The sequence below is a fragment of the Aulosira sp. FACHB-615 genome (assembly GCF_014698045.1).
Classification (GTDB): Bacteria; Cyanobacteriota; Cyanobacteriia; order Cyanobacteriales; family Nostocaceae; genus Nostoc_B.
Map to the genome: position 1 here is coordinate 355658 of NZ_JACJSE010000002.1, position 12895 is coordinate 368552.

At 40.8% G+C, this 12895-nt stretch carries 12 protein-coding genes; 11 read left to right on the forward strand and 1 reads right to left on the reverse strand.

The window, feature by feature from the left end; translation table 11 throughout:
* Positions 1–196 precede the first annotated feature (196 nt).
* The 9 genes from rodA to H6G77_RS03865 all read left to right on the forward strand — a co-directional run bounded on the left by rodA (position 197) and on the right by H6G77_RS03865 (position 8663).
* The gene (gene rodA, locus H6G77_RS03825) at positions 197–1513 is read left to right on the forward strand and encodes a rod shape-determining protein RodA (protein ID WP_190591930.1); all 1317 of its coding nucleotides are present in this window, start codon (positions 197–199) and stop codon (positions 1511–1513) included.
* Positions 1514–1614: 101 nt separating this feature from the next.
* Positions 1615–1812, forward strand: coding sequence for an NAD(P)H dehydrogenase subunit NdhS (locus tag H6G77_RS03830; protein ID WP_190591931.1), 198 nt, complete (start codon positions 1615–1617; stop codon positions 1810–1812).
* Between the two features lie 70 nt (positions 1813–1882).
* Entirely contained in the window at positions 1883–2539 is a 657-nt protein-coding gene (locus tag H6G77_RS03835; protein WP_190591932.1) for an HAS-barrel domain-containing protein, read from the forward strand.
* Between the two features lie 146 nt (positions 2540–2685).
* Positions 2686–4818: a cation:proton antiporter gene (locus tag H6G77_RS03840; protein ID WP_190870872.1), complete on the forward strand. Its 2133-nt coding sequence runs from the start codon at positions 2686–2688 to the stop codon at positions 4816–4818.
* A gap of 349 nt (positions 4819–5167) precedes the next feature.
* On the forward strand, positions 5168–6103 hold the full coding sequence (locus H6G77_RS03845) for a UDP-glucuronic acid decarboxylase family protein (RefSeq protein WP_190591934.1): 936 nt from the start codon (positions 5168–5170) through the stop codon (positions 6101–6103).
* Positions 6104–6267: 164 nt separating this feature from the next.
* Entirely contained in the window at positions 6268–7659 is a 1392-nt protein-coding gene (locus tag H6G77_RS03850) for a UDP-glucose/GDP-mannose dehydrogenase family protein (protein WP_190591935.1), read from the forward strand.
* Between the two features lie 147 nt (positions 7660–7806).
* Complete coding sequence (locus H6G77_RS03855) at positions 7807–8016, forward strand: hypothetical protein (RefSeq protein WP_190870873.1); 210 nt, start codon at positions 7807–7809, stop codon at positions 8014–8016.
* Positions 8003–8329, forward strand: coding sequence for a nucleotidyltransferase family protein (locus H6G77_RS03860; RefSeq protein WP_190870874.1), 327 nt, complete (start codon positions 8003–8005; stop codon positions 8327–8329). The genes H6G77_RS03855 and H6G77_RS03860 overlap by 14 nt, the downstream gene beginning before the upstream one ends.
* Entirely contained in the window at positions 8316–8663 is a 348-nt protein-coding gene (locus tag H6G77_RS03865) for a DUF86 domain-containing protein (RefSeq protein ID WP_190870875.1), read from the forward strand. The genes H6G77_RS03860 and H6G77_RS03865 overlap by 14 nt, the downstream gene beginning before the upstream one ends.
* Positions 8664–8835: 172 nt before the next feature.
* Here H6G77_RS03865 and H6G77_RS03870 read toward each other — a convergent pair whose 3' ends face one another.
* Positions 8836–10524: a fasciclin domain-containing protein gene (locus H6G77_RS03870; protein ID WP_190870876.1), complete on the reverse strand. Its 1689-nt coding sequence runs from the start codon at positions 10522–10524 to the stop codon at positions 8836–8838.
* 621 nt (positions 10525–11145) lie between these two features.
* Here H6G77_RS03870 and H6G77_RS03875 point away from each other — a divergent pair.
* Both H6G77_RS03875 and H6G77_RS03880 read left to right on the forward strand, forming a co-directional pair.
* Positions 11146–11919 (forward strand): ABC transporter permease, encoded by a 774-nt coding sequence (locus H6G77_RS03875; RefSeq protein WP_190591938.1) that lies wholly within the window; start codon positions 11146–11148, stop codon positions 11917–11919.
* A 152-nt stretch (positions 11920–12071) separates the two neighbouring features.
* The gene (locus H6G77_RS03880; protein ID WP_190591939.1) at positions 12072–12803 is read left to right on the forward strand and encodes a hypothetical protein; all 732 of its coding nucleotides are present in this window, start codon (positions 12072–12074) and stop codon (positions 12801–12803) included.
* The last annotated feature ends 92 nt before the right edge of the window (positions 12804–12895 follow it).

Below are 12895 nucleotides of genomic sequence, written 5' to 3' on the forward strand. Positions count from 1 at the left end.
ATTGAGAATTTAGAAGTTAAAATTCAGAAGTCAGAATTTCTCATTGTTTAAGTATGCGGAATTATAGTGAAAAAGTATTTTGGTTTGTGAAATAAATTCACAGGTTTGTCAACTCCTCCTGAATTTTACTTACTGTCTCCTAAATTCTTTTACTCAGTAAATTTAACTCTCCAAATTAAATTCTAAAATCACAACAATGTTGTTAAAACGTTCGCTTCCCAAAGTTCGCTGGAAGTCTTGGGTTAAACCTTGGCAACAAGTAGATTGGTTATTATTTTTTTTACCTGTGGCAGCCAGTATGTTTGGCGGTCTGATGATTCTTAGTACAGAACTCAAACAGCCTGTTACAGATTGGTGGTGGCATTGGTTGGTAGCGGGAATTGGCTCTTTTATCGCGTTGTTTTTAGCCCGCATCCGCTACGAAAATCTACTCCAGTGGCATTGGATTACTTATGGTCTGACTAACTTGAGTTTGATTGCGGTGATGGTGGCTGGTACGAGTGCGAAAGGCGCACAACGCTGGATTAGCGTCGCGGGTTTTAATGTCCAACCATCGGAATTTGCCAAAATCGGCATTATTATTACCCTCGCCGCCTTATTACACAAGCGGACAGCTTCTTCCCTAGATAACGTCTTTCGCGCCTTGGCGATTACTGCCGTTCCTTGGGCATTAATCTTTTTACAACCAGATTTGGCGACATCCTTGGTATTTGGAGCGATCGTTTTAGGGATGTTGTATTGGGCTAATGCCAATCCTGGCTGGCTGATCTTGTTCATTTCTCCAGTCATTTCCGCAATTTTGTTTAGTATTTACTGGCCTTTATCGGAGCCAATTATCTTATTTAAAGAATTAGCTTTAGGGCCTTTAGGGGTAGTTTGGTCATTTGCAATGGCAATTGTAGGCTGGCAAACACTTCCTTGGCGAAGATTTGGTCTGGGTGCGCTTGGCTCTTGGATTTTGAATATTTGCGGTGGTGAACTCGGTGTTTTTGCTTGGAATCATGTTTTAAAAGAGTATCAAAAAGACCGCCTCACCGTATTTATTAATCCCGATCATGATCCTTTGGGCGCAGGCTATCACCTGATTCAATCACGGATTGCCATTGGTGCGGGTGAAATTTGGGGATGGGGCTTGTTTAAAGGGCCGATGACTCAACTTAATTTCGTCCCGGAACAGCATACAGACTTTATTTTCTCTGCCGTGGGTGAAGAATTTGGGTTTGTGGGTTGTTTAGTAGTACTGTTTGTCTTTTGCTTGATTTGCTTCCGGTTGCTGCACGTAGCCCAAACCGCCAAAGATAACTTTGGTTCCTTATTGGCAATTGGTGTGTTGTCGATGATTGTATTTCAGCTGATTGTAAATGTGGGGATGACTGTTGGTTTAGCACCTGTCGCTGGGATTCCCCTACCGTGGATGAGTTATGGACGTTCTGCAATGCTGACTAATTTCATCGCTTTAGGAATAGTAGAATCGGTGGCAAACTTCCGACAAAAGCAGAAGTATTATTTATGAGTCATTGGTCATGAGTCAATAGTTGGAATGCAAAGGACAAATGACCAATGACAAAGGACAAGTATTAAGCTATTAACAGTAAACCAGCGAGGGTAAACATCATGATTCTGCCTGGAGCAACTGTTCGTGTTAAAAATCCCGCAGATACCTACTATCGCTATGAAGGACTCGTACAACGGGTAAGTGATGGCAAGGTAGCTGTATTGTTTGAAGGTGGCAATTGGGATAAATTAATTACCTTTCGCCTGTCAGAGTTGGAACCTGTAGACACCACAGCAGGACGCAAAAAAGCAAAATAAGCTTTTAGTCAATAGTCAACAAGCCTTGGACTATTGACTTTTTACTCAGCACTCAGCACTCAGCACTATCATGCGTCTTCCTCTACCACAATTTGCGACAAGCGATCGCCACCCCAGCCACATTGCGGAGGTGATTGAGACTAATACTACTGAATTTCTGGCACAATGCTTGGAACCAGAGGATTTAAGCTTTCCGGCTATGCCACCTTTTGGTAGTTGGGTTTGTGCTGTAGATGAAGAGTCTGGAAATCAAGTTTATGCTGTGGTTTCTTATGCCACAACTATGCCGATAGATTCTGTGCACCGGGCTGTGGCGATGGGTTTGTCATTGCAGGAATTACGAGAAGAACAACCCCAGATATTTGCTATGCTCAAAACGGAATTTCGGGCGGCGATTGTTGGTTTTTCACCGCCTACCCAAAATTCCGCAGCAACTCCCCGGATATATCAGTATTTACCACCGCGCCCACCGCAAATTCACCAAGCGGTTTATCGCTGCGAAGCGGAAGCAATTATTAAATTTACAGAAGAATTAGATTTTTTACGGACATTATTGTCTGTAAATGGTGCGCCAGTTGAGTCTTTAACCGCCGCAGCTATTCGAGATGTTTATCAGTTACGCAAAGCTGACAGAGAATGGCTGGTGAAAGCGGGACGAATGCTGAGTGTATTGTTAAAAGATGATTATGACCGCTTACGGTTTATTTTGAGTCAAATACACCCATAGGTAGTTATTTTATGAAAAATTACTTAAGTAATCTCAAATAAACTGTTTTGTCATTTATCAGGGTGGCTTTTATAATGATTTGTTTTGATTGTGCGATCGCCTAACAAGCGATCGTTGTTTTACCGTCGCTACTTGAAGTCCTACCTATGGAACCAGTCTTATCAGTTCTGGCGCTAGAACCTAACTTCCATCTGGGTCAGGAACCAATCGTTCCTTTGGCAATTTTACTATTGGTGATTTTAGCTGTACCCATTTTGTTTGAGCGCCTCAGAATACCAGGGTTAGTTGGTTTAGTTGGTTCTGGAGTTGTACTTGGCCCGTCAGGTTGGAATTTAGTTCACACTGATGACTCCATCATTCACCTACTATCTGACATTGGCTTAATCTATTTGATGTTTTTGGTAGGTTTAGAACAAGACTTGCGCCAATTACAGCATAGTCAAAAACAAGCTTGGAAATTTGCTGGGTTCACTTTGATTATCCCTTTACTGATGGGAATCTTAGTCGGGAAGATATGCGGCTGGGGGTCGAATACATCTCTATTCATCGGCTGTTTATTTAGTTCTTATACCCTTTTGGCACATCCCATTCTCAGCAGCTTGGGAGTGGTTAATAATCAAGCCGTTAGCACCTCAATTAAAGCAACGATATTAACTGATATTGGTGCTGTTTTGATATTATCAATTTTCTTATCTAGCCAACCCACAGAGACATTCAGTTTATCTTACATCCTCACATATTTAGGTCGGTTAATTATTTATACAACAATTGTTTGGGTGGGTTGTGATTGGGCTGGACAAGAATTTTTCCGTCGTTCTGGAGACGATGAAGGTAATAAATTTTTATTTGTCTTGCTATCAGTATTTATTGCCCTCATCAGTTGTCAATTACTGGGAATTGCAAAAATTGTTGGAGCCTTTTTAGCAGGTTTGGCAGTGAATACAGTAGTTGGTGACAATCCCACTAAAGAAAAAATTACTTTTTTGGGTAGTGTTTTATTTATTCCGGTATTTTTTGTTAACCTTGGTGTTTTGATTAATTTGCCTGCTGGCAGCAACCGAGTTACAGTTTTAGAGTTAATTTTGTTAGGTTTTGTTAGTGTAATTGTTAGTAAATTTGTAGCGGCGTTGTTAGCAAAACTTTGCGATCGCTATAACTGGCAAGAAATGTTTACTATGTGGTCGATATCCTTACCCCAAGTCAGTATTACCTTAGTGGGGACTTTTTTAGGGTATCGTGCTGGCTGGCTCTCTACAGAAGTATTTTTCAGCATAGTGGCGTTAGTATTGATCACATCAATTTTAGGGATTGTACTTACAGATCACCTAGCTGTGGCTTTAACACCTACACCCCAGCCAGAAACACTCACAGTAAATTTACCTGAAGCCAAAATCGTTAAAAAACCTAGTATTTTCACCATAGTTGTACCAATATATAATCCTCATACGCAGCAGTACTTAATGGAAATGGCGGCGCTATTAGCCCACTTAGAAAAAAGTAAAATTATCCCGTTACATATTGCCACGGCTGCGGCGCAGATGGATGCACCACAACTAGAAGCATCTCTGCAAAAAAGTGAACGTTTATTAGCCAAAGCCACTGAGCAGAGTTTGGGCTGGAAAATTGAAACAGTACCACTACTGCGGATTGATAATGCTTATGGAGCGGGAATTAGCCGAGCCGCAAGAGAGCAGCAAGCCAGTTTAATTGTTATGGGTTGGGGTAAACGGACTGGTTTGCGATCGCGTTTATTTGGTAATGTGACTGATAGTGTATTGTGGGCTTCCCACTGTGCGGTAGCGGTCACACGTCTGGTAGAATCCCCCCAAAAAATTCAGCGCATTCTCGTTCCATTAGAAAATTTAACTTCGCCTGTATTGCCTGCTGTCAAGTTTGCCCAAACGTTGGCCGAGGTTAATCAAGCCCAAGTCACAGTTTTAAATGTATGCGATCGCCGCATCAGTTCTAGTAAAATTGCCGCTAGGCGATCGCAACTAACAGTTTTAGTCTCCCAATTAGCCCTGCCAAATCCCCCAGAAATTCAAATGATTGCTCATGAAAATATTGCCCAGGCAATTTTACAGGCAGCCAGATTGTATGATTTGGTGGTATTACCTTTTGTCCGTAACTATTATATCCCTGGCGGCTTGGTCACGAGTGATCTAACGACTCAAATCGCCAAGCACCTGACTTGCTCGATTGTCATCCTGAAAGCCTCTGAAAATACCCAAGTCACAAACATATCTAAAACCATTGCTAACAAGAGTTTTATGATTTAAGACATTTCCCTAATCCATCACTTGCAGTCGGCAATTTTGTAACTTCAGATAGATGAAAAGCTATTACTGATTATAATTTTGGTTTTACAAGCAGCTAAATTTTGTTGAAGATTTCATGAATTCTCCGGTAAAAATGCTCAAGCCTTCAGTGATGTTTGCTATTTTGCTAGAAGAATTGTCCAGCAAGTAAGTATTCATGTAACAAAATTGCATACATAACAAAGTTAGTCACTCATAAAATACATTACTAAAATTTAGCTGTGTTCGCCCTGCATTTTTGTATCTCGGCTGGGTATTCTAAAAACAAGCTAAACAGCCACTACTAGTATCTGTAAATATCAGGAAAACTATGAGAATTTTGGTGACGGGCGGCGCTGGTTTCATTGGCTCCCATCTCATTGATCGATTAATACCCCAAGGGCATGAAGTAATCTGCTTGGATAATTTTTATACAGGTACTAAGCGAAATATCTTCAAATGGATGGGACACCCAAACTTTGAGTTGATCCGCCACGATATTACTGAGCCAATTCGTTTAGAAGTCGACCAAATCTATCATTTAGCTTGTCCAGCTTCGCCAGTACATTATCAGTACAACCCAGTGAAAACCGTTAAGACTAACGTTATGGGAACGCTGAATATGTTGGGGTTAGCTAAACGTGTAAAAGCTAGATTTTTGTTAGCTTCGACTAGCGAAGTTTACGGTGATCCAGAAGTTCATCCCCAAACTGAAGACTACAGAGGTAATGTTAATCCCATTGGCTTGCGTTCTTGTTACGACGAAGGTAAAAGAATTGCGGAAACTTTAGCATTTGACTACTACAGACAAAATAAAGTTGAAATTCGCGTAGCCCGAATATTTAACACCTACGGGCCACGGATGTTGGAAAATGATGGGCGGGTAGTCAGCAACTTGGTAGTTCAAGCACTACGGGGTATCCCCTTAACTGTGTATGGTGAAGGTACACAAACACGTAGTTTTTGTTACGTATCTGACCTAGTAGAAGGACTGATGCGGTTGATGAATTGTGAATTTACTGGCCCCATCAATTTAGGTAATCCTGACGAATACACAATCCTGGAATTGGCTCAGGCTGTGCAGAATTTGGTGAATCCCGATGCCGAGATTAAATTTGAACCACTACCCTCAGATGATCCTCGCCGCCGTCGCCCTGATATTAGCAGAGCCAAAACTTGGTTAAATTGGGAACCTACCATTCCTCTGCAAGAGGGGTTAAAACTGACAGTAGAGGATTTCCGCGATCGCCTAAAAAGTGATACTTAGGATTTAAGCTTCCCCGCAGTGGATCAAACTGCTCTGAATCAGAGTACAAGCTAGGTTGAATTCATAGCTTGTACTTGAATCATTAGTTCATCAACGGCGTGTAAATGTCGTATGGACAACTTCATTTTTGAAGAATCACCCCAAGAAAGCGAGGAGTTAATAAGATGCGTGTTTGCGTAATTGGTACTGGATACGTTGGTTTAGTTACAGGTGCTTGCTTGGCTCACATTGGCCATGATGTAGTTTGCATCGATAACAACGAAGAAAAAGTCAAATTGATGAAGTCTGGGCAATCACCAATTTTTGAGCCAGGACTCTCGGAAATTATGCAATCTGCCATTCAATCAGGCAATATTCAGTTTTCCTCCGATCTCGCGGCTGGTGTCGCCCACGGTGAAATTCTGTTTATTGCAGTGGGTACACCACCTCTACCCACTGGTGAAAGTGATACCCGTTATGTTGAAGCTGTAGCCCGTGGAATTGGTGCTAATTTAAATGGCGGTTATAAAGTCATCGTCAACAAATCTACAGTCCCCATTGGTTCTGGTGACTGGGTAAGAATGATTGTTTTAGATGGCATTGCAGAACGCCAAAAATCACTGGTACCAGCAGGTGGTGTGCCTAGCGATGACAAATTGCCAGAACTGGCTGCACATTTTGATGTAGTCAGCAACCCAGAGTTTTTGCGTGAAGGTTCAGCAGTATACGATACCTTTAACCCCGATCGCATTGTTTTAGGCGGCAATAGCTCAAAAGCGGTCGCTATGATGCAAGAACTGTATGCCCCCATTGTCGAGCGCAAGTTTGCTGCTGACCAATCTTTACCACCTGTACCTGTACTAGTTACAGACCTCAGTTCAGCAGAGATGATTAAATACGCTGCTAATGCTTTCTTGGCTACCAAGATTAGTTTTATTAACGAAGTTGCTAACATTTGCGATCGCGTTGGTGCTGATGTGACTCAAGTAGCTAAAGGCATTGGTTTAGACTCCCGCATCGGTAACAAATTCTTACAAGCCGGCATTGGCTGGGGTGGTTCCTGCTTCCCCAAAGATGTTTCCGCTTTGATTCACACTGCTGATGATTATGGTTACGAAGCTCAACTACTCAAATCAGCCGTCAGCGTTAACGAACGTCAGCGTTTGATTGCTTTGGAAAAACTTCAGCAAGTTCTAAAAATCCTCAAAGGTAAAACAGTCGGCTTGCTTGGTTTAACCTTCAAACCCGATACCGACGACTTGCGCGATGCACCCGCACTCAACTTAATTGAGCAACTCAACCGCTTAGGAGCCAAAGTTAAAGCTTACGACCCCATTATTTCTCAAACTGGGATGCGTCATGGTTTGTCTGGCGTTTTGGTAGAAACCGATGCTGAAAGACTCGCCGATGGTTGTGATGCTTTGGTTCTCGTAACCGAATGGCAACAATTCAGCCAGCTAGATTATGCCAAAATGGCACAACTGATGAACAACCCTGTCGTGATTGATGGTCGTAACTTCCTCGACCCTGAAACAATGGTAAGAGCCGGTTTCCAATACGTTGGTATCGGTAGATAATTCTCCAAATGTAGGGTAGGCAATGCTAATGACGTAAGAATTAGAGTTTACACTAATCTTGAGCATTGCCCGCCTGACAAAACTTGCAATTGATATGATCTATTCCCCATCCCTTCTCCAACGCGGAGAGGGGAATTTTAATGTCTGATGCACCTAAAATTGCGGAAAATAGCAAAAGCGATCGCCATCATTAACCCCAAGACAGGGATAATTATCCTCATGCTACAATTACAATCATCCGCTTTGGAAGAGCAAGCGATCGCTCAAAATGCAATCTTCCTCAGCCAGAATATTTCTCCAATAAAACCAGATAGAGAACCACTCAAACATAAACACAGCACAGATGGAAACAGCTAAACAATTAGCAATTCCTATACCGATGGATGCTATAGAAAACTTTTGTCAACGCTGGCAAATTGCTGAATTATCAGTATTTGGCTCAATTTTACGTGAAGATTTTAACGCCGATAGCGATATAGATTTTCTGTATATCCTCAAACCTAATATTCAATGGAGATTAGTTGATTTATTTAGTGCTGAAGAGGAATTAGCAAAATTGCTTGGTCGCAAGATTGATTTAGTCAAAAAGTCAAGTGTTGAGCAAAGTCACAATTGGCTACGTAAACAAAATATACTTTCATCATCTCAGGTAATTTATGACAGCGAATAGAGATTTAGAATCTCTGATTGATATACACCACTATAGCCAAAATGCGATTTCTTTCGTATCAGGAATCACGAAAGTTGAATTTGTGGAGGATCAAAAAACAATCGCAGCAGTAATGTACGCGATCGCTGTTATGGGAGAAGCCACCAAAAGATTGTCAAAAGAATTTCGAGAACAAAATTCCTCTTTACCTTGGAAGGAACTTGCTGGTTTGCGCGATCGCTTAGTGCATGATTATAAAAATATCGATCTAGATATACTGTGGGATGTGGTTTCGGTAGAAATTCCCGCATTATTGGTGAGTTTAGAACCTTTGTTGCCCAAGCAGAATGAGTAATTATGAGTAATGGGATGGTGTTAAACACTCAGATGGTAGACAGTGTGCAGAATTAATTAACAGATTTTGACAACTGACGTATTCTAAAATTGCGGAAAATAGCAAAAGCGATCGCCCATCCGCAAAGACAAACGATCGCCATCCGTTTTAAACCTCAATACACCGTATTGAATTAAAAGTTGTAACCAATACCGAAGAGTAAACCAACATCAGTCTGATCTAAAAAAGCAGCATTGACAGTACCATTTAGGGTAAAGCGATCGCCTAACGGTACATCCACACCACCAGTTAACAACAGTCCAACATCAGCATCATTGCTAGTTTCGATAGCGACACCAGCACCAACAAAAGGTGAAACAGGAAAACGTTGCTCACCTGTGGGATTAACAGAACGAGGTAAAAAGTCAAAGGTTACAGGTACTAAAACCACAGTGTCATCACCAAAGACGGCGGAAGGACGTACAGAAATATAGTTAGTTAGCCCGACTTTACTAATTACGGCAATATTTCCTTCACTTAAAGCGGAGTCTCCACCCAAACCGATGTTACCAGCAACACCAATATAACTAGAACCGCCACGGGTAGCTCTACCAGCCTCAATATCCGTAGTTGTGCTTCCAGGAGTAGTTTGATTGTTGTCTGGTGGTTGTTGACTCACATTCAAGTTGGGTGGAATTAGAACTTCATTAATAACGTGAATCACACCATTACTAGCTTGAACATTCGCTTGAATCACTCGTGCATCGTTGACAGCGATTTGATTATTTGCACTGTCCACCTTGATATTTACAGACTGATCCTCAGCCGTTCTCAATTCGCCTGGTGTCAGTTGACTAGAAGTTAATGAGCCAGGAACCACATGATATCTGAGAATTTTCACTAACACTTCTCTATTTTCTGGCCGTTGTAGCTGTTCAATAGTACCAGCAGGCAAAGCAGCAAACGCCTGATCTGTAGGCGCAAACACTGTATAAGGGCCTGGTTGTTGTAGAGTTTCAGCTAAACCTGCTGTCCGTAATAAAGTCGTTAAGGTAGTAAAAGAATTATTAGATGCAGCGACGGAAACAATATCGTTACCAGTTTGAGTATTACCAGTATTGCCAGCCACTATATAATTAGCAGCCGTCACATTACTAGCCAGAGGTTGGGCTTGTCCTTGTCTAACCAAGGCTTGATACAACAAACTTGCAGCTTCAGCACGAGTTAAAGGAACTTGGGGATTAAGTTGTTTAACATCGGGATAATTGACAACAATGTTAGCTTGAGTCGCCGCAGCTACAGTGTTGACTGCATAGTTAGGAACTGTTGAAGCATCTGTATAGTAAGTGGTGAGAACATCAGAAGCATTGCCGCTAGTATTTAAATTTAAACCACTAGACAAAGCTGCGATCGCCTGAACTTTGGGAATTTGCAAATTAGGGCGAAACTCATTACCAGGATATCCCGTCATAAACCCAGTTTCGTAAGCTTCTTGAATTGACGGAGCCGCCCAATAGCCAGCAGGTACATCTGTAAACCCACCCGCACTAATTTGCCGAACTGGATTTTGATTAAAAGCTTTTTGAATCATTGTTGCAAATTCGGCACGAGTTACAGCTTGATTCGGCCTAAATGAACCATCTGGAAATCCCGAAATGACATTTCTGGCTGCTAACGCTTGAATAAAAGGAGTTGCCCAGTAATCTGTACTCACATCAGAAAAATTACTAGCAGCAGTTGGAGAAGGTGTCACCGATGGCGCAGGTGACACCGATGGCTCTGTTGTTTGTGCCGAAACTACTATGGGGTTAAATGCCGCCGTTGCTACTCCTAAAACCACCAAAGTTGTTTGTGCTAATGACCAACCAAGTAAACTACCCATGAAAATTTCCTCCAAAACAAAGTAGAAATATGAAAAATTCAAATATTCCCAGACATGACAAATTCACCCAACATGAAAAACCACAGGCTTTTCATACTAGGAAGCTCATTGCCGTTCATGAGCTAAAACAATACTTCCTTTAAGTAATTCAGTAATCTTCCTGCTGCATGATATTTAGTAATATTAGAAGTAACAAATCGCTGCTACATCTATAGTTAATATTTCCAAAAATTACTAAATTTCAACAACTAGCTAAAAGGTTACATTTTTTAAATAAATTCTCTTACCTTAGATAGTTGGTCTATTTATGATATTTTGCTAAAAAATCAGCCCAAACCAGCAATTACCCTGCATAATTAGAGTATAACCACCATCAGACTGCCAGCTTTTCAGGATGTAGTGCAGTATGCAAAATAATTTTTGAGTTTGTTTTGCTAAACTTCAAAACAAATAAAAAATCTATTTGATTAAGGTGTATAACTGCAAAAGTGTGGACAAGCACTTCCCTACCAGCAAAGTGCGTTTCTCTCCCTTGTCTCTTTTATCCACATATCAAACAGAACTGCGATATCTTTTATTCCCAATGATTCTGTGTCAAAACTCAGTCTGAAGGAGGGGAAATTGCCCCCGAAACAAAATCTCGAACAATTATGGATTGTACGTTGTGGTGCGGCTATTTTGCTGTTTGGTCAAGTTATACTTCATTTGCTTCAGGGAAAAGCTTACTATCGCAAAATTCTAGAACACATGGTGACAGCCGGGCCTGGTTCTATCTCGCCAGTGCTGCTGGTGAGTGGTTTTGCGGGGATGATTTTTACAATTCAAACCGCCAGAGAATTAGTTCAATTTGGTGCTGTGAGTGCGGTGGGGGGTGCGTTTGCTTTGGCTTTTTGCCGAGAATTAGCACCTATTTTGACGGCTAGTATTCTTGCAGGACAAGTCGGTTCTGCTTTTGCGGCTGAGTTGGGTGCAATGCGTGTTACAGAACAAATCGATGCACTTTACATGCTCAGAACTGATCCGATAGATTATTTAGTACTACCTAGAGTCATCGCCTGCTGTTTGATGATGCCTTTAATGATGATTTTTGCTTTAATTATCGGCATCATAGGCGGTGTATTTGCTGCATCACAGTTTTACCAGATTGTTCCAGAAGCCTTTTTAGAATCAGTCAGAAATTTTTTAGAACCCTCAGATTTAATGATTATTTTGTTAAAAGGATTCATTTTTGGAATTTTGGTGGCTGTTAATGGTTGCAGTTGGGGACTAACTACAAAAGGCGGTGCAAAGGAAGTTGGAGAATCAGCCACAACGGCAGTTGTTACTACTTGGGTATCAATTTTTATCATGGATTTTATCATCACTGTATTACTTTCTGGACAGCCTAATATTTAGTAATATTTCATTTTTTAAGTACTTCTGCGGAAGCAAAACTAGTGTTTTTATACTAACTTTCTCGAAGTAAAAAATTCTTGCCAAAATGACATTTGATTTAGCAATCTGGAAATTTGATTGTTATATTGTATTAAATGACTATGTAGCTAATTATGGGGAAAGCTGTGCGTGATGATTTACAGGGCTTAGAAATTAGTCAAAAAGAATTACAACAACTCACTAATTTGCCTGTCAAATATCAACTAGTTTTAATTACTAATCCTCTAAAAGAATTTAGTAAACAATTGGTATATAAAATGAAAGGTTCTGAAGGCGCTACAGTAGTCTTTATTAGCTTTTCTATATTTGTTTTCACTTATTTAATTCTGGATATTATTATTAAATTATTTGCCAATTGGCTCACGATTCCGTCTTGGATATTACTACTATTAATGTGTTTTTTCGGTAGTGCTGGCATACAGTTAATTTTCTATTTGCTGTGGCGCAATATTCAGAAAATATTAAAAGAGAATATGACTAGTTCTCTGCACATTCTCTTAAATGATGTTGACCGATATAATGCAGTGATTAAAGCCATAGATATTAATGACCAAATAGAAGCGGCGGGAAACCACGAAGTTAGTATTCAAGAACGAGAAAAAGTAATTGCTGCATTGCAATTTACTAGAGCCGATTTAGTACGAGCTTTGAAAACCGAAAGAATTCTGCGCGAAAATAAGAATTTTATTATTCATAATGCTGAATTATTTGCCAATAATTTAGCCGCTCTGGCAACAATGCAAGTTACAGAAAAAGCGAGTGAACATGGCAAGTTATTAAATGAAGCATTACAGATTGCTTTAGATGTGCAGTATGAAATGAAAAAATTGCAAAGTCAAGGATGAAGGTGAGACGGCAATTTTAGTGAGGGTGAGAAGGGGGAGAAGGGAGACAAGGGAGACAAGGGGGACAAGGGAGACAAGGGGGACAAGGGAGA